Source organism: Leptolyngbya sp. PL-A3 (assembly GCF_039962325.1).
Lineage (GTDB): Bacteria > Cyanobacteriota > Cyanobacteriia > Elainellales > Elainellaceae > Vacuolonema.
Genome location: NZ_JAMPLB010000073.1, coordinates 1 through 22,522, shown reverse-complemented (window position 1 = coordinate 22,522; position 22,522 = coordinate 1). Strand labels below are relative to the sequence as shown.

16 protein-coding genes and 1 pseudogene are annotated in these 22,522 nt (G+C 52.1%); 9 read left to right on the top strand and 8 right to left on the bottom strand.

The features are described 5' to 3' along the window. The first annotated feature begins 16 nt into the window (after nucleotides 1–16). Both NDI52_RS29660 and NDI52_RS29655 read left to right on the top strand, forming a co-directional pair. Complete coding sequence (locus NDI52_RS29660) at nucleotides 17–820, top strand: TIGR03943 family protein (RefSeq protein WP_242035680.1); 804 nt, start codon at nucleotides 17–19, stop codon at nucleotides 818–820. Nucleotides 821–1,562: 742 nt separating this feature from the next. Further along, nucleotides 1,563–4,058: an HDIG domain-containing metalloprotein gene (locus tag NDI52_RS29655; protein WP_190771081.1), complete on the top strand. Its 2,496-nt coding sequence runs from the start codon at nucleotides 1,563–1,565 to the stop codon at nucleotides 4,056–4,058. Nucleotides 4,059–4,121: 63 nt separating this feature from the next. Here the strand turns inward: NDI52_RS29655 and NDI52_RS29650 are convergent, their stop codons facing one another. After that, nucleotides 4,122–5,456, bottom strand: coding sequence for an OB-fold nucleic acid binding domain-containing protein (locus NDI52_RS29650; protein ID WP_190771080.1), 1,335 nt, complete (start codon nucleotides 5,454–5,456; stop codon nucleotides 4,122–4,124). Between the two features lie 318 nt (nucleotides 5,457–5,774). Between NDI52_RS29650 and hemC the strand changes: the two genes are divergently transcribed. Together hemC and glgA are read left to right on the top strand one after the other, a co-directional pair. After that, nucleotides 5,775–6,734 carry a hydroxymethylbilane synthase gene (gene hemC / locus NDI52_RS29645; RefSeq protein WP_190771079.1) on the top strand — a complete coding sequence of 320 codons (960 nt, stop codon included), beginning with the start codon at nucleotides 5,775–5,777 and terminating at the stop codon, nucleotides 6,732–6,734. Nucleotides 6,735–7,113: 379 nt separating this feature from the next. After that, entirely contained in the window at nucleotides 7,114–8,523 is a 1,410-nt protein-coding gene (glgA, locus tag NDI52_RS29640) for a glycogen synthase GlgA (RefSeq protein WP_190771078.1), read from the top strand. Between the two features lie 5 nt (nucleotides 8,524–8,528). Here glgA and NDI52_RS29635 read toward each other — a convergent pair whose 3' ends face one another. Further along, nucleotides 8,529–9,104 carry a GNAT family N-acetyltransferase gene (locus NDI52_RS29635; protein WP_348256858.1) on the bottom strand — a complete coding sequence of 192 codons (576 nt, stop codon included), beginning with the start codon at nucleotides 9,102–9,104 and terminating at the stop codon, nucleotides 8,529–8,531. Between the two features lie 89 nt (nucleotides 9,105–9,193). Here NDI52_RS29635 and NDI52_RS29630 point away from each other — a divergent pair, with 89 nt between their 5' ends. Together NDI52_RS29630 and pdeM are read left to right on the top strand one after the other, a co-directional pair. Continuing rightward, entirely contained in the window at nucleotides 9,194–11,623 is a 2,430-nt protein-coding gene (locus tag NDI52_RS29630) for a ligase-associated DNA damage response DEXH box helicase (protein WP_190771076.1), read from the top strand. 39 nt (nucleotides 11,624–11,662) lie between these two features. Continuing rightward, nucleotides 11,663–12,415: a ligase-associated DNA damage response endonuclease PdeM gene (pdeM, locus tag NDI52_RS29625; protein WP_348256857.1), complete on the top strand. Its 753-nt coding sequence runs from the start codon at nucleotides 11,663–11,665 to the stop codon at nucleotides 12,413–12,415. 50 nt (nucleotides 12,416–12,465) lie between these two features. Here the strand turns inward: pdeM and NDI52_RS29620 are convergent, their stop codons facing one another. Continuing rightward, nucleotides 12,466–13,578 carry an alkene reductase gene (locus NDI52_RS29620; RefSeq protein WP_190771074.1) on the bottom strand — a complete coding sequence of 371 codons (1,113 nt, stop codon included), beginning with the start codon at nucleotides 13,576–13,578 and terminating at the stop codon, nucleotides 12,466–12,468. Nucleotides 13,579–13,677: 99 nt separating this feature from the next. On the opposite strand from NDI52_RS29620, the gene NDI52_RS29615 reads away from it, so the two are divergent. From NDI52_RS29615 to dnaA, 3 genes and pseudogenes are all read left to right on the top strand, one after another. Next, nucleotides 13,678–14,088: a metalloregulator ArsR/SmtB family transcription factor gene (locus tag NDI52_RS29615; protein WP_242035679.1), complete on the top strand. Its 411-nt coding sequence runs from the start codon at nucleotides 13,678–13,680 to the stop codon at nucleotides 14,086–14,088. Between the two features lie 262 nt (nucleotides 14,089–14,350). Next, nucleotides 14,351–14,608 (top strand): annotated as a pseudogene (locus tag NDI52_RS29610) (ribonuclease HI); the annotation flags it as partial. Between the two features lie 448 nt (nucleotides 14,609–15,056). Continuing rightward, complete coding sequence (gene dnaA, locus NDI52_RS29605; RefSeq protein WP_190771088.1) at nucleotides 15,057–16,439, top strand: chromosomal replication initiator protein DnaA; 1,383 nt, start codon at nucleotides 15,057–15,059, stop codon at nucleotides 16,437–16,439. A gap of 263 nt (nucleotides 16,440–16,702) precedes the next feature. On the opposite strand, the gene NDI52_RS29600 is transcribed toward dnaA, so the two are convergent. The 5 genes from NDI52_RS29600 to NDI52_RS29580 form a co-directional block, all read right to left on the bottom strand. Further along, a complete protein-coding gene (locus NDI52_RS29600; RefSeq protein ID WP_190771072.1) occupies nucleotides 16,703–17,056 on the bottom strand; it encodes a hypothetical protein in 354 nt (117 codons plus the stop codon). Between the two features lie 209 nt (nucleotides 17,057–17,265). Continuing rightward, nucleotides 17,266–17,817, bottom strand: a complete 552-nt coding sequence (locus tag NDI52_RS29595) for a GNAT family protein (RefSeq protein ID WP_190771071.1) — start codon at nucleotides 17,815–17,817, stop codon at nucleotides 17,266–17,268. Then, the gene (gene purF, locus NDI52_RS29590) at nucleotides 17,814–19,343 is read right to left on the bottom strand and encodes an amidophosphoribosyltransferase (protein ID WP_190771070.1); all 1,530 of its coding nucleotides are present in this window, start codon (nucleotides 19,341–19,343) and stop codon (nucleotides 17,814–17,816) included. The genes NDI52_RS29595 and purF overlap by 4 nt, the downstream gene beginning before the upstream one ends. A gap of 227 nt (nucleotides 19,344–19,570) precedes the next feature. After that, nucleotides 19,571–21,928 carry a phosphoribosylformylglycinamidine synthase subunit PurL gene (gene purL, locus NDI52_RS29585; protein WP_190771069.1) on the bottom strand — a complete coding sequence of 786 codons (2,358 nt, stop codon included), beginning with the start codon at nucleotides 21,926–21,928 and terminating at the stop codon, nucleotides 19,571–19,573. An 85-nt stretch (nucleotides 21,929–22,013) separates the two neighbouring features. Then, on the bottom strand, nucleotides 22,014–22,376 hold the full coding sequence (locus NDI52_RS29580) for a hypothetical protein (protein WP_348256856.1): 363 nt from the start codon (nucleotides 22,374–22,376) through the stop codon (nucleotides 22,014–22,016). Between the last annotated feature and the right edge of the window lie 146 nt (nucleotides 22,377–22,522).

The window sequence follows — 22,522 nt, the reverse complement described above, 5'->3', positions numbered from 1 at the left end:
TGCCTGATATTCCCCTATGCCACGTCGTCGCACCTATCCCTCCCTGGCTCCCCAAAATCCTATGAGTCGCCTACCCTGGCGCTTTATTTTGGATACCCTGGCCATTCTGTTATGGGGGGTTTTATTACTGCGGTTTTGGGTTACAGGCCGAATTAATGTTTTATTGCACCCCAGCTATGTGTGGCTGACGGTAGTCGCTGGAGTGTTTCTCTCAGCTCTGGGAGTATTTCGCCTAATTCAAGCCTTTGGGACAAGTCGCCACGTTCGCCTAACCGCCGATACCCCACAAACCCAGCACTTTAATTTGTTTCCCCCTGGGTGGAGTAGTGCGTTGCTCGTGGCGGTGGCCGTATTTGGTTTGCAGTTTGCACCCCAAGCATTTGCCAGCCAGGTAGCTTTAGACCGGGGTGTGACCGATACGCTGGCGATGACGCGATCGCAACCCCAGTCCTTTCGCAGCGGTACCCGCCCTGAGGATCGCACTCTGATTGATTGGGTGCGAACGCTGAGTGTGTATCCCGAACCCGATGCCTACCAGGGGTTGCCAGCTAAGGTAGAAGGCTTTGTCATTCACCCATCTGACTTGCCGAAGAACTATTTGATGGTGGCACGGTTTGTCATTACATGCTGTGCTGCTGATGTGTATCCGGTGGCAATGCCTGTGAAGCTGGAGGGCGATCGCACAGCCTATACCCCTGACCAATGGTTTCGGGTAGAAGGGGAGATGATAACCGAAACGCTGAATGGAAAGCGCCAGTTGGTCATTCAAGCTCGCCAATTAGCCTCGATTCCTGAACCCGAAGTTCCCTATGCTTACTAACCTGAGTTTGAGTTAAGGGCCTTTCATGGGCACGCCAAGCGTACGCCAAAAAGGGCAATTGGCTTATCCCGAATTGAGGTTTAATAGGGGCTGTTTTAGAAGGTTGTTTTCTATGCGCTTCGCACGTAAAAACAATCTTCTAAGCGAGCTTTAAGGTACACCCTTATACACCCTCAGTTTCGAGCAGTTGAAGTGTCCGTTTTGAGTGGGCAAAGCGCACCTGAAAATCCCTAACCCAAACTCAGGTCGATCCAGAACTGGGGTCCAGCATTTCCGAGCGAGCGAGGTAAGAGTGGGAGGCATGGAACCCTGTCTCATACGCCTTGCCCGATCGCAAAATGCTGTGTGTAAGTAGCGGTATTTTGAGATGAGATGTTCACATAATAGATATCTCACCTAATATGACAAGCGAATTGGAATCAGTCGGGATTTATGAATAGTTCTTTGAAGTCAAAATTTCTGGGATATTCTTAAAGAAATTTATCCTTTGGGCTCTCACCTGGTTACCATGGGGGAGAATTGATGCCCAGTCTATTTTCTGGCTTTAGAGGCCAGAATAAATCTTTTCTAAGACAGGCCAAAGTATGGTTAAGCCGTAATCAGGGATAGCATCAAGAAAATTTTCCCGCACGCTGAGATTGAGCAACTTATACTAATACTCGTTAAGGTTGGTTGCGAGTCGTAACGCATTTTCATGTCAGGCCGGTTGTAATTCCTGCGCACTTAAGGAATTTGTGCATTGATGAAATCGTTTCAACGACGAGTTCAAGATTGGGTGAGCCTGCTGGCGAGCGATCGTCAGAAACGGGCTCTATCTTCCCTTTGGGACCCCACAACTCCAGGACCAGGCAAGACCACTTCGGAGTCAGCCACAGAGCGGTTCCCACGGTTTAAGCAGCTACAAAATTCCTTGAGTCAGTTTGTTTGCTCTACGCCCAAGGGGCGTAAAGCTCCCTGTCCGCGTTCGGCAAGCTCGGTGGCCCTGTTCACTCTGGCAGTCGTGTCTCTATCCAGCACGATTGGGTATCGACTCTACAATGAGCCTCAACTGGCGGTCGGTACAACCTCCCCCCGTACCTTGCGGGCTCCCGATTTTGCGACCGTCTTTGATAGCGAAACCACTGAAGAAAAACGTCAATCTGCCAAGATCGGTGCAGTTCCAGTGCTGCGGATTGATACAGATGTCAATCAACGCATCTATCAGCGAATTCAGCAGCTCATGGATGAAGGTGATGCCCTGCGCTTAAAGGCAGGGGCTTTTCCTTTTGTGTCGCCCACCATTTTGTCAACGTCGACTCAGCAATATCTGCGGCAGACCCATGAGCCCGAGTGGAAGGCGATTCTGACGCAGGTCGAGGGGAACTCCAATGCGGTAGTCATTGAAGACTCTTCTACCCCTCAGGCTCTGGCTGTTGTGGAACTGCAAAGTTATCGCCGCTACACCTCAGCGGATGACTACTCAGCCCTGAAGCAGACCATTCAGCGATCGCGCGAAGCTTATGCCAGTGCGAGTGCAACCTTTGTGAGCGAGCCCCCGGCTCAGGATGCCTTTCTGTCTCCACAACTCCTCGATTTGCCTGATATTACCTGGCTAGGGGCAAAATCCACGGCCCGACAGATTGTAGAGCGGATGCTGACCCAGGGCATTCCTCCCGGACTGCCTTCCAATTTGTTGGAACAGGCCGTGACCTTCCAGGTTCAAGAGGTACTTCCCCCTGAGGCGGCACCCATTGTCAAACAAATGCTGCTCACAACCCTGGAGGCAAATCTGATCCAAGATCCCGAGCAAACCCGCCAGTTGGCTGAGAAGGCAGCCCGGGAGGTAGAACCCGTTATGGTCAGTGTGCGGCGGGGAGAAATTATCGTAGAAGCCGGGCAACCCATTACTCAGCGGGAATTTGTGCTGCTCGATCATTTTGGTATGAGTGAGCGGGTGATTGATTGGGTTGGGGTGATTGGTTTTGGTTCCCTGGTAGCCGGGGGAATTGGGGTTTTTCTATTAGTCGAACGACGCTTTCACCCAGGCCTGCGGCGGCGAGATTATGGGCTGGTGACGCTGTTGACTCTAACGACACCTCTGGTCGCTACCGCTGGTATTGCCGCGACGAGCTTGCCTCTGGTTGGGCTGCTGGTCGGAAGCTTCTATGGCTCTGCTTTGGGGGCGACGGTGGTGGCGTTACTGGGGACAGGCTTAGCGATCGGGATGGATCTGGGAGGGCGACACTTAGCCGCCAGTGTTATTGCCTCACTGTTGGGAGCGATGATGGCGGGGCGGTTGCGATCGCGCGAAGAACTGGCCCTTCTGGGAGGCGCAGTAGGCCTAACTCAGGGCGTTACCTATCTGATCATGAGCTTGATTGTAAGCCCATGGTCGGCGCCTATCTTTTATAGCGTGCTGGCGGTTTCCGCGACCCAGGCACTCATGGGGGTAGCCTGGAGCATTGCTGCTCTTGGCCTCAGCCCTTATCTGGAACAATTATTTGACTTAGTCACACCAATTCGGCTGGCAGAACTCTCCAACCCCAATCGCCCTTTGCTGAAGCGGCTGGCCTCAGAAGCACCCGGTACTTTCCAGCACACCCTATTTGTCGCTACCCTGGCCGAAGCAGCAGCTCGCAAATTGGGCTGCAACGTCGAACTGGTGCGAGCTGGGACGTTGTATCACGACATTGGGAAGATGCACGATCCGCTGGGCTTCATTGAGAACCAGATGGGTGGCCCTAACAAGCATGACCTGATCAACGATCCCTGGAAGAGTGCTGACATCATCAAAAAGCACGTCACTTTGGGGATGGCTATGGCAAAGAAATACCGCTTGCCCAAGGCTGTTCGAACCTTCATCCCAGAACACCAGGGGTCAATGGTGATTGCGTATTTCTACCATCAAGCCCAGGAACGAGCAAAGGCTAATCCAAAGCTAGTGGTGAAGGAGTCCGACTTCAAATATGACGGCCCCAGTCCACAATCGCGGGAGACGGGAATTGTCATGCTGGCCGATTCCTGTGAGGCTGCGTTGCGATCGCTCAAAGACGCTACCCCTACGGAAGCTCTCGCTATGGTCAATCGCATTCTCAAAGCGCGCTGGCAAGATAAACAGCTTGCGAATTCTGGATTGCTGCGTGAAGAGATGCCGATGATCGCTGATGTATTCGTGAAGGTTTGGCAGGAGTATAACCACCAGCGCATTGCTTATCCAAAGGCTCCACTTCCGATACAGGCCCCGTCAGTAGCCCGATAAAAATCATCCAGCTTTTTGTCGATGTGTTGCCATGACGAAAAGCTGGATGGTTTTACAGGTTAACTATGCGCTAGTCAAAGCGGAAAGTCGCGCCCGGAATCCAGCCTTATTTAAGGCTGTCACCACCGAGTCATGGTCCTGCACCCGGAATTGGGGGCCAAGTCGCACCAGTTCTCGACGGTTTTCGTTGGTAATGATCGCGATGACGGGGGTTTTGCAACTGCTCTCATCGCCCCGGTTATTCATCAGCACATTGCGGAACTCGTGCAGATAGGCAAAATCTTCGGCAATTTGGGGTTCCAATTCGACCATCACCAGTTGCACGGCTTCGATGGGTTCTGCATCATCCAGCAAAAGCTGACTGCGATCGTCCCGTTTGTCGACTTTGCCCCACACCATTAGCCGGGCATCCTCGGTCAGCAAGTTGCCGATACGAGCATAGGATTTGGGGAACACCACCGCTTCCGCCTGGCCACTCAGGTCTTCGATTTGAACAATGGCCATGCGATCGCCCTTCTTCGTCGTGACCAGCTTGACACTCGTCAGCATCACCACGGCACTCACCGTTGTGTTCTCGTGCTGGTCATCCAGGTCAGACAGGTTAATCGGGGCCAGTAACCGTGCAGCCTGGTGAACTGACTTCAACGGATGGTCAGATACATAGAATCCCAGCAGTTCCTTCTCCATCTTCAGCTTTTCTTGCTGGGGCAAGTCCTCAACAGGGGGAGCCTTGGGAGCCATTTCAAAGCCGTTGCTAGTCGCTCCGCTGTCGCCCAGCATATCGAACAAATTGCCCTGACCGATCGCCCGATCGCGTGCCCGTGATTGTGCCCAATCCAGCACCAGCTCCAAATCGTGCAACAGCTGGTTGCGGTTCTTCTCCATGCAGTCTAGGGCACCACATTGGATTAATGCTTCCATGGCGCGGCGGTTCACGGTACGTGGATCGACCCGACTACACAAATCTGCCAGGGAGGAAAACGCCCCATCTTGCTCCCGTGCTTGCAGAACGTTGTCGATCGCTCCACTTCCGACATTTCGTACCGCCGACAACCCAAACAAAATACTTTTACCCGTCGGTGTGAAATCCACTCCAGAGCGATTAATGTCAGGAGGTTCAACCTCAATCCCCATGCTCAGGCAGGTGCTGATGTATTTCTGCACCTTTTCCTGATCGTCACTGTTGGCGGTCAGCAGAGCCGCCATGTACTCCACAGGATAATTGGCCTTCAGGTAAGCCGTCTGAAACGTGACGTACCCGTAGGCCGTAGAGTGCGATTTATTAAAACAATTGGACGCGACAAAGCCGTTTTCAAGTAAAAAATTGTGATCGTTCGCCAGCCCAATGTCGTAGACCGGCTGAACGCCCCGAAGCTTCCGACTGACAATTTTGGCCACGACAACCCTCGTCCAGTATTTCTTAAAATGTAGGGTGAACCGCAGTGGGATTCAAGTAGCTATCACTAAATGTAGTGTAGTACATCCATTCTAGTCGAGGTTGTGGAAAATCCCCAGCGTTAAAATACGCAACATCCTTACCATGCGGGATTTGTAGGATGCTTTGTACTCTACACATTACCTTGATTTGATGAAGTAAAACCTGTCACAAAACAAAATCAACTCGATGCTTGCGTGCCCCACTGCGGTAAGCTGATATATGGTCAAAAGCGCGATGTTGCTTAATATTCCGCTGATTTTCTAAACACTTCTTAACCGATGGTTGCAAGCTTCCCCCGGACAATCCGCATTGGTTCCCGTAAAAGCCAACTGGCTCTGGTCCAGACCCATTGGGTTCACGGAGAATTACAAAAAGCCTATCCTGATCGCACCTTTGAAATCCAAACGATGAGCACCCAGGGTGACAAAATCCTGGATGTAGCCTTGGCAAAAATTGGTGACAAAGGCCTATTCACCAAAGAATTAGAAGTCGGCATGTTAAATGGCGACATCGATTTTGCTGTGCACTCTCTCAAAGACCTGCCGACTCGTCTGCCTGAGGGTCTGATGCTGGGCTGTGTCACCGAGCGAGAAAACCCTGCTGATGCTTTAGTGCTTCACGCTTCTCATCTCGACAAGCAACTGGATACACTGCCGGAAGGAGCGGTCATTGGGACCTCCTCCCTGCGCCGTTTGGCCCAACTACGCCACCACTATCCCCACCTCACCTTCAAGGATGTGCGGGGTAACTTGAACACCCGTCTGGCCAAGCTGGATGCGGGTGAGTATGATGCACTGATCTTGGCGGTGGCTGGGTTGCATCGTTTGGGTATGAGCGATCGCATCCACCAAGTCATCCCGGCTGAAATCTCCCTTCACGCTGTGGGCCAGGGTGCTCTAGGCATCGAGTGCCGCACCAACGATACCGAAATCCTAAACCTGCTCAAGGCTCTGGAGCACCGTCCTACCGCTTTGCGTTGTTATGCTGAGCGCGCATTCCTGCGGGAACTGGAAGGGGGCTGTCAGGTGCCCATTGGGGTGAACACGGTGCTGGAAGGGGATACCCTCACCCTATCGGGATTAGTGGCCGCTCTGGATGGTAAGAAAGTGGTCAAGGGTAGTGTTTCTGGCCCCGCAGAACAGGCGGATCAGCTAGGAATTGACCTGGCTCTGCAACTCCGAGAGCAGGGTGCTCAGGACATCCTGAATGAAATTCTGGCGACGATTCAGCGCGGGTAATCTAATCTCGCACCGGGGGACATAAAACCAGAAGCGGATGGGTGCTAAGTGCCTATCCGCTTCTGGCTTATTGGGTCTAGTACGCTAGAGCGAAATCTATTACCCATTTTTTGTGTAGGGTGCGAAGCACCCTACACAAAAAATGGGTGGCGAACTTACGCCTCAGCCTACTAGATATTTTGTGGTGGGTGCTGGGTTTTACCCAGCATCCACCACAAAATATCTAGGCATCGCAGAGGTTTTTTCTGGGCTTTCCCTCTAATCGAGCCGAAACTTGGTAGGGTTGATTAGGTTGTTCTTCAACCTGCAACGATCGGGTGTGTTTCGGAGCCCTTGCTCGAGGCTTCCCGGCTCTTCCATTTCTCCGGAAGCTTATCCCATGCGAATTTTGTTTGTTGGTGCAGAAGCTGCTCCCATTGCCAAAGTTGGCGGAATGGGCGATGTCATCGGAGCTTTACCCAAAGTCTTGCGGAAGCATGGCTACGATGTCCGTATCATCCTGCCCTTCTACAGTTCGCTCGTGGGGCGGGTGAAGGTGCCGCAGACACCGGTTTGGTCAGGTAATGCGATGTTTCAAGACTTTCAGATCTTTGAAACTGTTTTGCCGGAAACCGATGTTCCTCTTTATTTGATGAAGCATGGGGCGTTTGACAGCCGACGCATTTATGCCGGGGAGGATGAGGGCTGGCGGTTTACCTTGTTTGCGAATGGAGCTGCAGAGTTTGCCTGGAACTACTGGAAGCCGGATGTGATTCACTGCCATGACTGGCACACGGGCATGATTCCGGTATGGATGTATCAGTCGCCCGATATCCGCACGGTCTTTACCATCCACAATTTGGCCTATCAGGGGCCGTCACGTCCTCAACTGGAGCAGATGACTTGGTGCCCTCCCTACATGCAGGGGCACAACACCATGGCGGCGGCGGTGCAATTTGCCGATAAGGTAACGACGGTGTCGCCTACCTATGCTCGTCAGATTCAGACGCCGGACTATGGAGAAAACCTTGAGGGTTTGCTTTCCTTCATTAGCGGTAAGTTGGTGGGCATCTTGAATGGGATTGATACCGATACCTACAATCCTGAAACGGATCCGTATTTGTTCAAGAATTATGAGGTTTCAACTTTAGAGGACCGTGTGCCTAATAAGGCAGCGCTACAGGAGGAGGTAGGGTTAGAGGTCAATCCAAACCGCTTTCTGATGGGGATTGTTTCTCGACTGGTAGAGCAGAAGGGGTTGGATCTAATCGTTCAGGCGATGGATCGGTTTCTGGCCTATACCGATTCGCAGTTATTAGTGTTGGGGACGGGCGATCGCTACTACGAAACCGAACTCTGGCAAATTGCTTCCCGTAACCGGGGCCGTGTTGCGGTGCAACTACTCTACAGCGAAACCCTCTCTCGCCGCGTTTATGCCGGTACTGATGCATTTCTCATGCCCTCACGGTTTGAACCTTGCGGCATTAGCCAAATGATCGCTATGCGCTATGGTTCCATCCCTATCGTGCGGCGCACGGGAGGCCTGGTCGATACAGTGAAGCACCATGAACCGGCTCTACATACGGGAACGGGGTACTCGTTCGACCGCTACGAACCCCTGGATTTCTTTACCTGTATGGTGCGAGCCTGGGAAGGATTCCGCTATAAGGAGTACTGGTCAGACTTGCAAACCCGTGCCATGAAGCAGAATTTCAGCTGGGAATTGTCGGCCCGCGAGTACATTAGGATTTATCACGAGATTACGGGTACTCCAGTTCCGGATATGTCTAGCCAAAAAGTGGAAGTTTAGATGGCTCAGGCCCGTGCCTTCCACTCCTTGCGGCTGAGGCCATACCGCACGGCCTGCCGTTCTTGCTCTGTCCAACCGGGTAGCACCTCTTCGTCGTAGACGAAGGAATATTGAAATCGGAAGCCGCACTTTTCCATGACCCGTCGAGAGCGGTGATTGTATTCCAGGGTGTGGGCCGTCAGGCGATCGAGTCCTCCTACCGTGAAAGCTTGATTAATCAGAAGCTTTGAACCTTCTGTGGCATAGCCTTTGCCCCAGAATGGTCGCTTGAAACGGTACCCTAGCTCCATTTCAGGGATAAAGCGATCGGGTTTGATGCACATCCACCCGATAAAAGCTTCAGACTTGCTTTCGTAAGTGGCCCACATCCCGATGGGAAGGGGTTGATCGTAGTGGGTCAGCCATCTAGGAAGAATCTCTTGCTCAATGCGCTCTAAGGGTGTTGCTTTCCCCTTAGAGATAAATTGCATGGTATCGGGGTCGCTATCCAGTTCGTAAATCAGGGACGCGTCGGATTGAGTGAAAGGACGAAAGAGAAGGCGATCGCTTCCCATCACATACGGACTACTCACGTCATGCATCGTTCTAGCCTTCAGAAACGCCCTCAACCAGACTATCCTAAGAATCGAGCGGTGCGGCAACTCCAAGCATCCTGAAGTGAGGGAACCGGGTGTCTTCCAATGATCCACGTCTCAATCCTATTTTGGAATGGTTTGCCAAGCAGGACTGGCAACCTCTACCATTCCAGATGGAAACCTGGCAGGCGTATCTGGCGGGACGAAGTGGGTTGATTCAGGTGCCTACCGGATCGGGAAAAACCTACGGGGTGGTGATGGGGGCGATCGCCGACATGCTCCATGCGCCTCGAAAAGGCTTACAAATTCTCTATCTCACTCCTCTCCGGGCCTTGGCACGGGATATTGAGCAGGCCATTCGTCGCCCGATTGAGGAAATGGGCTGGTCGCTGAAGGTGGAGTCGCGTACGGGGGACACCAGTTCCTCGCGTAAAACCAGTCAGATGAAGAACATGCCCGCTGTGCTGATCACCACACCAGAGTCGCTGGCGGTAATGTTGTCCTATCCAGGGGCAGCGGAGCGATTTCAATCACTCCGTCTGGTAGTGATGGATGAGTGGCATGAACTACTGAGTTCCAAGCGGGGCACCCAGACAGAATTGTGTCTTGCTCACCTGCGGAGCCTTCAGCCAACGCTGCAAACCTGGGCGGTCTCCGCTACTCTCGGCAATGTGGAGCAAGCCGCTCAAACCGCTGTGGGCGTGGGTGTCGAGCCCGTCATTATTTCTGCTGATTTGCAACGAAAGACCGTCATCAAAAGTATTTTGCCCGAGTCGGTAGATTCCTTTCCCTGGGCGGGACACCTGGGACTGCATATGTTTCAGGAGTTAGTGGATGCGCTGGATATCAACAAGTCCACGCTGATTTTTACCAATACGCGATCGCAATCTGAACGTTGGTTTCAAGCTCTCAGCTTTGCCTTGCCAGAGTATAGCGATCGCATTGCCCTGCACCACGGCTCTATTGATGCCAAGGAGCGGGAGGCGATCGAGGCGGCTGTCAAAACGGGAGCGATTAAGTGGGTTGTCTGTACCTCTTCTTTAGATTTGGGGGTGGATTTTCAGCCTGTGGAGCGGGTTGTGCAGATTGGCAGTGCTAAGAATTTAGCGCGATTGTTGCAGCGAGCGGGGCGATCGGCTCACGTGCCCCAGGGTACTTCTGAGGTGTTCTTTTTGCCGACCAATGCGCTGGAGTTGTTGGAGATTTCGGCGTTTCGCAACGGACTGGAAGCGGGGGAGTTGGAGTCGCGATCGCCCCGGCACAAGCCCTATGATGTGCTGACTCAACACTTGGTAACCCTGGCGTGTGGCGATGGTTTTAAGGCCGAAGAAACGCTCAAAGAAGTCCGTCAAACCGTTGCCTATGAACATTTAACGGATGAAGAATTTTTTTGGATTTTAGAATTTATCACAACGGGTGGTAAATGCCTGAGCGCCTATCCCCGTTACCAGAAAGTCGTCTACGAAGATGAACGCTTTCAGGTGAAAGATGCACAAATTCTACGCATGCATCGAATGGGAATTGGTACGATTACATCCAACCAGACGATGCGAATTGCATTTCTGAAGGGAAGCCAAATTGGCTCCATTGAAGAAGGATTTATCTCACGTCTGAAACCCGGTGACGTCTTCTTTTTTGGCGGCAAACAGCTTGAATTTTTCATGATTAAGGATATGGTGGTATATGTTAAAAAGACCACCAAAAAATCTACGATTACGCCTATTTGGTACGGTGGAAACCTCACGATTTCGGATACTTTGAGTACACGAATTCGAAAGGAATTGGAGGCGATACGCACAGAGCATCGGCATAATGCAGAGATTGACTGTATCGAACCCATCCTGCAAACGCAAGATCGAGTATCGCTGCTACCAACAGTCAACGAACTTCTGATCGAAACCTGTAAAACCCGTGAAGGTCAACACCTATACGTCTTTCCCTTTGAAGGCCGGTTTGTCCATGAAGGTCTAGGTTTTCTGTGGGGCTATCGCTTCGCAAACCAGCAACGTGCCACCTTTACCATTTCGGTCAACGATTACGGCTTTGAGATTCTGGCTCCAAAAGACTACCCTTTCAAATCGCTCTTTTCCGAAGAGTTCTTGAGCCTGGATAGTCTCTATGAAGACCTGAAAGCCAGTCTCAATATCTCAGAACTGACCAGTCGCAAATTTCGCGAAGTCTCTCAGGTTGCCGGATTAATTTTTAAAGGCTATCCCTCCTCGAAAAAGACATCCAGCCAACTACAAATTAGTTCGTCTCTGATTTACGATGTATTCTCAAAATATGAGCCAGATAATTTGCTGCTAAAGCAGGCTGAACGCGAAGTGTTAGACGAACAGTTAGAAGCTCATCGCCTATCAAAAACGCTTCAGCGCATGAGCCAGCTCTCTCTGGTTTGGAAGGAAACCCGACGCCCTTCCCCGCTTGCCTTCCCGCTTCTGATCGAACGCCTCAACTCACGTATGTCGAACGAAACTCTGATCGAACGTATTGCCCGCATGAAAGAACAATGGGTCAATAAATAAACGATTAATTTGATACGTGGGGTAAATGCAAAATGAAGTATGTATAGCTGTGTTAAACTTCTTGCGTGGCGATCGCTCCTAGGAATGCACAAAATTAGTCTTTTTGAAACAGAATTATGCTTGTTGCCAGAACGAGCAATTTACATTCAAAAATTTGATTTATTGTTACTTTCAGACGTTCATTTGGGTAAATCAGAGACATTCCAACAGGCAGGGATTCCCATTCCCAGTGACGTCAATCAAAGTAATTTAGAACGTCTTCAGCAGTTGTGGAAACAATTGCAGCCAAAGCAGATCTGGATTTTAGGCGATCTTTTTCACGCAAGACGAGGCATTGGGGATGAGCTGCTTTATACCTGGCAAAATTTTGCCGACAGCGTTGATGCAACCATTCATCTCATTCTGGGCAATCATGATCGTCCCCTCATCCCGCTTCTAGAGCCCTTCAATATTCAGTGCCAAACGCATCCCATCGAAATTGGTTCGCTGATCTTAAGCCACGAGCCGCACTTGGCAGGTGATACTGAGGATGGCGATCGCCTCAATCTCTGCGGCCACATCCACCCCTGCCTGAAATTGCGTAGCCGTTTGGATAGCTTGCGGCTACCCTGCTTCTTTTTGGATCGCGCTCAAAATCAATTAATCCTGCCGTCTTTTGGGGAATTCACAGGTGGCTATGAGGTAACGCCGACTAAAGATACTGTGATTTATGCGATCGCCGATCAATCCATCATCCCTTTCGAAGGCATTCCCGAATGGCAGCAAAAAACGGGCCGTTATGGGCGTAGATAGAATGTCAGACACCGGATGTTTTTAGAAACACCCGGTGTCTTTGTTTCGGATCAGGCGGCCTGCGTTTCCAGAATTGGATAGTCCGTGTAACCGCGCTCGTCGCCGCCGTAGAAGGTGGAGCGATCGTACGGATTGAGCGGCGCGTTTAGACGGAACCGCTCGGCCAAGTCGGGGTTAGAAATATAGAGGCGGCCATAGGCAACCAGATCGGCGTGGCCTTGGGCGATCGCCTCATTACCAGATTCCTGAGTATACCCGCTAGCGGCAACGATGGTGCCGTTATAAATCGTCCGGAAGTAAGCTGTGGTGAGGCCTAGCGCTTCCTGGTGAGCCGGATTTCCAGCGTCTTCTCCTACCCGTGGCTCAATTAAATGTAGGTATGCCAGATTGTAGTTGTTCAGTCGCTCGATCACATAGGTGAACAACGCTTTAGGATTGGAATCATACATATCGTTGAAGGTGCCGCTGGGGGAGAGGCGAATACCGACGCGATCGCTACCCCACACATCCACCACCGCATCCAGTACCTCAAACACGAGACGTGCCCGGTTTTCGATAGAGCCACCATACTCATCGGTGCGATGGTTCGTCCCATCCTGCAGAAACTGATCCAACAGATAGCCATTGGCACTGTGGACTTCAACACCGTCAAAACCTGCTGCTAGCGCATTCTCTGCCGCTTTACGATAACTTGCGACAATGCCCGGAATCTCGCTCAGTTCCAGTGCCCGAGGGGTTACAAAGGGTTGTGATCCAGTGTAGGTGGCTGCCTCGCCTTTCGGTTGAATGGCGCTGGGGGCAACGGGAAGGGCTCCATCTGGTTGCAGGGAAGGATGAGAAATGCGGCCCACATGCCACAGTTGTAAAAAGATTCGCCCACCTTTAGCATGAACAGCTTCAGTAACAGGCTTCCAACCTTCAACCTGGGCTTCAGAATGAATGCCAGGAGTTGCGGGGTAACCAACGCCTTGAGGCGAGACTTGAGTGGCTTCAGACACGATCAGGCCAGCTCCAGCTCGTTGAGCATAATAGGTGGCGTGGATGGCCTGGGGAACATTGCCCTCCCCAGCACGATTACGGGTCAGCGGAGCCATAACAAGGCGGTTGGGCAGAGTGTAGCGACCCAAACTAACGGGTGTCAGCAACGGTTGTTCCGTAGTCATAATTAATAGTTAAACAGTGGCTTAACTAAAAGCCTAAGCGAAACCTATTTGGCTAGTCAAGTGGTTGTTTAACTATTTCAGTGAGCTTCCTTTCCTCTTATGATGGAAGGAACAGATCACTGCGGCCTGCTCCTGGCCTCGTCTGGTAACGTTATGTCTGACCCACAAACCTCTGAAATAATCCCTGAGGATGTCAGGGTAGAAAACATTCTGGCTGTGACCAGTAAGCTGAACACAGAATCTCGCGCCAAAATCTTTTCGGCCCTGGCGGATCCTACGCGCCTCCGCATTGTAGAGCTGCTGGCTCACCATGCCGAGCTAAGCGGTTCTGAGATAGCCACTACTTTGGGGATTAGCCTTGCCCTCTTCTGTCACCACTCCCGGGCGCTGGCAGAGGTCGACCTCCTAAAGGTACGGCGCGAGGGACAAACTAAATACAATTCTCTGAATCGGTTACTGCTAGAAGCGTGCTTTATGAGTCTCACAGAAGACCCTGCGGCTGCCTCCTAATACTTAGGAGATTTCCAGTAATAAAATTACCTCCGTGATGTGGGTGCTTTGCCCGTCAAGCGGGTAAAACACCCACATCACGGGTAAATTCTTATGCAGAAATCTCCTAAGCCATAAAAATTGCTATGGTAATCCTGGAAAGAATTTTGGCCTGATATGGCACCCTGTGTACCGTCTTTTACGCTGTAATGGGGATAAAATTCAGGTGTTTTGGTGAGGAGTGTAGACCGTAAGAATCATGGAAAATTCCGACCTGCCGCTGTCGGTTGAAAGTCCAGATAATGTGCCCCGTGAAGTGCGAGTGGCGGGGTTACGCAATACGATCGAAACGCTGGAGATAGCCGATAGGGTCGCTCATAACGGCTATCTAATTACCAGTTCCGAGCTGGCCGATTTAATGGATGTCAATGCCAGTGCGGTCACCAGCCGTGGGGACAACTGGGTTTGGCGAAATTGGGTTGTTTCCAGGGTGCGCCGGGAAGGAAATCAGATCCTCTGGCAATTGGAGCGCGTGGATTAAGCATTTGCCCCTTGCAATCATTCTTCTTTTACACTGCCTTGAAAGAATCCTCAAATCAGCCGATACTGCTTCAGCGGGGTTGCAGTTTCCTGGTTATCATGGACGCCTATGGGTAGGGACAGCTCCGATTGGGGCTATTATGTCGTGCTCTCCCATGGTTAAAACGCTATATATGGAATTTGTATAAGAGTATCTCCCCTTCTGACAATATATCTAGTAGTCTAGTGAAGCTAAGAAAACTATCCTGAGTGCCATGAACCTAGGTTGGTGGATCCAACGGTGTCTGCTCCACCGGTTTCCCCTTCCAGGAGTGCTGAGCTATCAGGAGGCTTAAGCATGGGAAAACTCTTGAGCAGCGGTAGATTTTGCTGAGAAAGTCCTAATACAGTGGGTGCGTGGGTTGGCAGTTCGGTCAAACGGAGTGGGGCAAGGGATGACGATGGCTACAGTGGATGAAGCGCTGGATAACGTTTGGCATCAAGTTTTGGATCAGCTTCAGCTTCAGCTAAGCCGACCCACCTTTGAAACCTGGATTAAGTCTGCTACTGCTGAACAGCTAGATGATCATCGGCTAGTCATCTGTACGCCCAACAGCTTTGCCTGTAATTGGCTGAAGAAGTATTATCTGAAAACAATCGCAGAGGCTACCCAGAAGATTTTGGGTCGTACTGTCGAGATTCAGATTACTGTGCGTCAGGGGGAAGCTCTGGATGCAGATGCGATCGCCCCCGAAATGCTCTGGCCCCTTGGCTCCGAACAGCCCGCGGAATCCGCGGCTCCGGCTCCAGCTCCACCCCGCCCTGGCAAGTCTACTGAGTTGAATCCCCGCTATATCTTTTCTCGCTTCGTTGTCGGCTCCAACAACCGCATGGCCCATGCGGCATCTCTTGCGGTGGCAGAGTCGCCCGGTCGTGAGTTCAACCCTCTTTTCCTCTGTGGCGGTGTCGGGTTGGGTAAAACCCACTTGATGCAGGCGATCGGCCACTACCGCATGGAAATTGACCAGAACTCTCGGGTGTTCTACGTCTCCAGCGAACAGTTCACGAACGACTTAATTAATGCCATTCGCCAGGACAGCATGCAGAGCTTCCGGGAGTTGTACCGGGCTGTGGATGTGCTGTTGGTAGACGATATCCAGTTCATTGAAGGGAAGGAATACACCCAGGAAGAGTTTTTCCATACCTTCAATACCCTGCATGAGGCTGGGAAGCAGGTGGTACTGGCGAGCGATCGCCCCCCGAACCAAATTCCCCGCCTTCAAGAACGCCTCTGTTCTCGTTTTTCCATGGGGCTGATTGCCGACATCCAATCCCCCGACCTGGAGACCCGGATGGCGATTCTCCAGAAGAAGGCCGAGTACGAAAACATGCGATTGCCCCGTGAGGTAATCGAGTACATCGCATCCAGCTACACCTCCAACATTCGAGAGTTGGAAGGGGCATTGATCCGGGCGGTGGCCTATGTGTCAATCTCGGGCCTACCGATGACCGTCGAGAACATCATGCCGGTGCTGGAAACCCCCAGCGATCGCACCGAGGCCTCTCCGGAAGCTGTCTTGATGGTTGTTGCTGAGCATTTTGGTATTTCCATTGAAGACATGAAGGGTAGTTCTCGTCGGCGAGAGATTAGTGTGGCTCGTCAGGTGGGCATGTATTTGATGCGCCAGCATACACATCTGAGTTTGCCAAAGGTTGGTGATGTGTTTGGTGGTAAGGATCACACCACGGTTCTCTACAGCTGCGAGAAAATCACGCAGCTCAAGGAGACTGATATGGAAATGGCTCGGACGCTGCGGCAGTTGAGCGATCGCATCAGCCTTTCCAACCGCTAGTAGGCTGCGGCCTAAGTTCACAACCTATGTTTTTGTGTAGGGTGCTTCGCACCCTACACAAAAACATAGGTGATGGATTTCTGCCTCAGCGTACTAGTTAGTTATCAATCGACATAAAAGATGTGCGCGGTGTGTATAGCATCGCGCACATCTTTTATGTCCAAGACCGATGGGTTCTTGTTAGTGCGATGTGTTCCACATACCCGGCAGCGCCACCCCCATAGGAGAGATGGATGTGGGACTTCGCCCCACATCCATCTCTCCTATCTCACCCGATCAGAAAGCATGGTAGGGCCTGATGTGAATTGGCAATTACGGAGTAACTGGAGTTCCAACCAGTTCATCCATAACTTCAGCGATGCGGTAAAGGCGATGGCACGGCTAGTATTGGATCTCGAAGAGAGCAGGCCGTTATCGGCATCTCCTCGGGAGGCACGATCCGGAGCTTGTACGATGCAGAGGGCTTTCTGGCGATTGCGAAACTCACAGACGTGGGCCCAACTCATCATCCCATAGGCGACCAAATTCGCGATGACCTGTTCAATGCTGTGCTCCTGGTCATCCATTTCTTCTACCTTGGCCCCCAGGTGCCCACCCGCAGTATGCGGATCTTCCATGACAAAGCCATCTGGCAATCGACCAAACTAACCTAAGGGCTTTTCCAGTGCTGCGCTTTGTGTACCCATCGAAAAAGACCATTTTGGCGTGCACTATGTGCACGCCAAAATGGGCACTTCAGCTTATCCCGAACTGAGGTTTGCATAGCTTCGCCACACAACGATTCATGCAAGAGGTCTATTGACGATGCGCCTAATGTGAATGGGTATTACAGAGAACTCTCCCATTCAGAGCGTAGCAGCCCGTACCAGTACTCACTGACCCAGCGATCCTTAAACCAGTAGTAGTCAATAAAGTGAGCTTCGCGACGCATCCCAAGCCGCTCCAAAAGGCGCGCTGAAGGGTGGTTGTCGACATGGCAAATAGCCCGCACCCGATGCAGATTGAGATCTGAAAAGAGGTAGCGAAAAAGCCGGGCGATCGCCTCCCCCGCATACCCCTGTTTCTGGTACTCCCCGGCCAAAGTAATACCAAACTCAGCCTGCCGAACATCTTCAGACAACACACAAAAGGCACAGTCTCCCACCAGGTGATTCAGGTGGCGGGGTTGAATGGCGATCTGATACCACTCCCCCGGTGTGCCAGGCTGAAGAGCCTGCATGGTTTTCACAAAACGAATGGCATCTGCCAGGGGGAGGGGCGGGTGCCAGTACTGGTAGCGGGCGATCGCTAAATCAGATCGATAGGCAGCAAAGTGCTCTGCGTCCCTCATTTCGAAGGGACGCAGAATCAGTCGTTCGGTTTCAAACCGAAGGCTCATGGAGCCGTGGCGTTAGGAACGTGCTCAAAGCGCAGTTTGGTTTGCTGAACAGGCTTAGGAACCGCAACAGGATAGCTGCCCGTGAAGCAGGCCGAGCAGAAAGTGCCCCACTCCTGCTCAGTCGCCTTCATCATCCCTTCCCAACTGAGATAAGCCAGCGTATCAACCCCAATTTTCTGACGGATCTCTTCAACACTCTTGGTCGCAGCAATCAGTTGATCCTGCGTGTCAGTATCAATGCCGTAGAAGCAAGGATGGGTAACGGGAGGCGACGAAATCCGCATATGGACTTCTTTCGCGCCCGCTTCCCGCAGAGCTTTGACAATCTTAGAACTAGTGGTGCCGCGTACCAATGAGTCATCAATAATAACAATCCGTTTCCCTTCCAGCACGTCACGCAGCGGATTCAGCTTCATACGAATTCCCGCTTCTCGCATGGCCTGGGTCGGCTGAATGAATGTGCGGCCGACGTAGCGGTTTTTAATCAACCCTTCGCCGTAAGGAATGTGGGTTTTCTCAGAAAATCCAATGGCGGCAGGAATACCAGAATCAGGTACACCTAAAACCAAATCGGCATCAACGGCAGATTCAAGCGCCAGTTGGTGACCCAGGCGGAGGCGATAGCTGTAAAGGCTTTCGTCATGCATCACGCTATCGGGCCGCGCAAAGTAAATCATCTCAAAGATGCACAGCTTGCGCGTTTCCGTTGACCAGGTGATGGACTTCAAACCGCTATTGTCAATCCATACCAGCTCGCCCGGTTCCACATCTCGCAGGTAGGTAGCTCCAAAAATATCCAGAGCGCAGGTTTCGGAAGCGATGACATAGCGCCGGGTGCCATTTGATGATTCATCGCCCAGCAAACCAATGACCAGAGGCCGAATCCCATTGGGGTCACGGGTGGCAATCAGCCCTTCCGGTGTACCAATGACAAGGCTAAAGGCTCCCCTACAACGTTTGAAAGCAGCGATCGCCCCCTCAATCCAGTCCTTGCCGGCATCGACTTCCTGAGCGATCGCGTAAGTGATCATCTCCGAGTCGGTCGTTGTTTGCAGCTCTACATTAGCCGCCAGGAGTTCCTCCCGCAGCTGGTCCACATTCACCAGGTTGCCGTTGTGGGCCAGAGCCAGCTTTCCCAGTCGGCTATCCACTACCGCAGGCTGAGCATTGCAACGGCGACTGCTACCCGTGGTGGAGTAGCGGGTGTGGCCCACAGCCAAATGTCCAGTTAAATTCTTCAGGTCAGTTTCACTGAAGACCTGAGAAACCAAACCCATGTCTTTATGGAGATGTACCTGAGTTTCTCCGTTGATAGTCTCGAAAGTAGCAATCCCAGCCGATTCCTGGCCACGATGTTGCAGGGCGTAGAGGCCGAAATACGTCAGCTTGGCAACGTCTTCCCCAGGGGCATAAACACCGAATACCCCGCAGGCTTCTTCGGGCTTGTCGGGACGTTCCTGAGTCGTTTCAACAGCGGTATCGTCCAACGCAGCAACAAAAGCGTCGTCATCAGAATAGGGAATCATGGGGTCGGCAAGCTCCAATATGGGCAAAAACTGAAAAAAGGCAGAAGGCAAACGGCAGACGGCCGGAGCAACTAAGCCAGAGGATAAAGAAATGAAGGTGAGCCGGACACTAAACGCCGGAATAAATGTTTGTGGAAGCCAGAAATTTCCCTAATCACACGTTAAGGAAGGCTTAACTATTTTAACGTAGGGGGCGATCGCCCCCTCGTTTTCTAGACGACCTTGAATTATGCCTGCAAGCGTCGTTCAATGGCATTTTGCCAGTAGCTTCTTAACTCAACTATGCTAACGTCTACCAGGGTGGGATGGTGCCCTGTCGATATGCGTAATGGTGCGGAAGTTGATGCAACTTCTCCCAGGCGTTGCCAGTATTGATGCAGTTGTGTCGTCAGGTATGCCTCCCAAGCTTCCTGATGATCGGGCGCAACCGACACCAGAATGCGGCCTCCCGACTCACCAAATAGCAGGCGATCGTACCGTTCTTCCGCTGAGAGTGCCACAGGCAATTCAACCGTGGCTCCGCGATCGCCCCCAATGCAGCATTCCGCCAAAGCTACGGCCAGCCCACCCTCAGCACAGTCGTGAGCCGATCTCACCCAACCGCGCCGGATGCCTTCACGACAAGCGGCCTGCACCCGTCGTTCCACTTCAAAATCCACTACGGGTGGCTGACCAGCCACCGTTTGATGAACCGTGGCCAGATATTCAGAGGCTCCCAGGGTTACCGGCGAATCTTCCAACGCAACGGGGACACCCAGCAGGTAAATTCCATCCCCTTCACCTTGCCACCCAAGACCCCGCACCTGATGGATGTCAGACACCAGACCTACCATACCAACCACAGGCGTTGGGTAGATAGGTTGAGGTACCCCGTTAGCATCCAGGGTTTCGTTGTAAAGAGAAACGTTGCCACCCGTTACCGGGGTGCTTAGTTCCCGGCAACCATCGGCTAAACCGCGACAGGCCTCGTGCAGTTGCCAGTAGCTAACGGGCTTCTCAGGGCTACCGAAGTTCAGGTTATCAGTCACGGCCAGCGGCTCAGCACCAACACAGCTCAGGTTACGGGCCGCTTCTGCTACGGCCATGCGTGCCCCTTCAACCGGGTTGAGGTAGACGTAGCGGGCATTGCAGTCCACCGTCGCGGCAACGCCACGGGTGGCAGTTGCGAGATTTTGGGGATCGCGATCGCTCACCGGACGCACACGTACCACCGCGGCATCTGCTCCACCGGGAAGCATCAGGGTATTATTTTGCACTTGATGGTCGTACTGCCGATAAACCCAACGCTTTGACGCAATATTGGGACTGTCGAGCAGACGGAGAAGGATATGACTCCAGGTAAAGTGATCACTACCAAGGGTAATCCCGGTCTCATCACACTCAGGTAACTGAGCTTCTGTCCAGGCCCAGGCCTTTTGGGCGTACTCGGGCGGCTCGGCTAGCAACTCGCGATGGTAGATCGGCGTATTGTCAGCCAGAGCGGTGGCAGGGACTTCTGCCGCCACTTTGCCGTGATGGAAAATGCGCACGATAGGTTCTTCGATGACGGTTCCCGCCACCACCGCATGCAAACCCCACCGCTCAAAAATATCAATCAGTTCTTGCTCGCGCCCCTTGTGAGCTACAAACAGCATGCGCTCCTGGGATTCAGACAAGAGGAACTCATAGGGCACCATGCCGCTTTCTCGGACCGGCACTTTATCTAAATCAAACTCAATACCAACGCCACCTTTTGCAGCCATTTCAGAGGTAGAGCAGGTAATGCCCGCTGCCCCCATATCCTGAGCGGCTACAACAGCTCCCGTTTTAAAAGCTTCCAGACACGCTTCAATCAGTGATTTCTCCAAAAATGGATCACCGACTTGAACAGCAGGGCGATCGTCCATCGACGCATCACTTAATTCCGCACTGGCAAAGCTGGCTCCTCCCATCCCATCGCGTCCGGTGGTAGAGCCCACGTACAGCACTGGATTACCGATACCGGAAGCACCTGCTTTGACAATTTCTGGTGTCTCCATCAGCCCCATCGCCATGGCATTTACCAGGGGATTGCCAGAGTAAGCCGGGTCGAAGTACACCTCGCCGCCTACGGTAGGCACGCCAACACAGTTACCGTAATGGGAAATTCCCGATACCACTCCACTGAAGAGGCGTCGAGTTCGCGCGTCTTCTAAATTGCCAAACCGGAGGGAATTGAGCACTGCGATGGGACGCGCGCCCATCGTAAAAATGTCGCGCAGGATACCACCCACTCCGGTCGCTGCCCCCTGGAAGGGTTCTACGGCTGAGGGGTGGTTGTGGGATTCAATCTTAAAAGCGAGATGCAAACCATCTCCCAAGTCAACGACCCCTGCGTTTTCACCAGGGCCGACAAGGATGCGATCGCCCTCCGTCGGAAACTGCTTTAGTAGCGGCCGTGAGTTTTTGTAGCAGCAGTGCTCTGACCACATGACCCCAAACATTCCCAGTTCGGCCTTATTGGGATGACGACCCAGACGGCGCACAATTTCTTCGTACTCGTCGGGCTTCAGCCCTTCATCGGCAATCTCTTCAGGGGAAAAGGGTGCAGGAGATGTAGCAGTCATCGATGGACCGGTGAAAATAGAACAAGCTTCATTCTATCGGTCTAAATACGCTTTCCCAAAAATCTATAGCGGTATTCAAGCCGATTCAGTACAGCAGGTGTGTGACGTTGAGCGCCACACACCTGCTGTACTGACACAGGGCCGTGTATTGCGTGTGTGTAAAACGCGCCATACCCAACAAAAATGCACTCGATCGCAAAGGAGTTATTCCATGCGGTTGAGTGAGGATCTTAGAAATCGCAGAGGGTGCGATCGCCCTCCAGCACCGTTGATTTTTTGCCAGAAAATTTCTAGCTCTCTCACAGGCAGGCTGCAACAACTCTTCTAAATCTTGCGACCCTAGAGCAGCAAATTCTTGCAGACGTTTTTCCATCCAACTGTCAAAAGCGATCGCACAGCCAGTCCGCAAATGCCTTACTATCTCTTCGTCCATAGAAAATAAAGGCATCTCGAAAGTGATGCATAGGTCACTCAGGAGGAAGGCGTTGCATAATGAGAATGATGCAGAGTTGAAAATGCTTTATGAATTGTCCTCATTGCACCAGCGACAGAATTGTTAAAAATGGGCATCGCAATGGTAAGCAAAGCTACTTG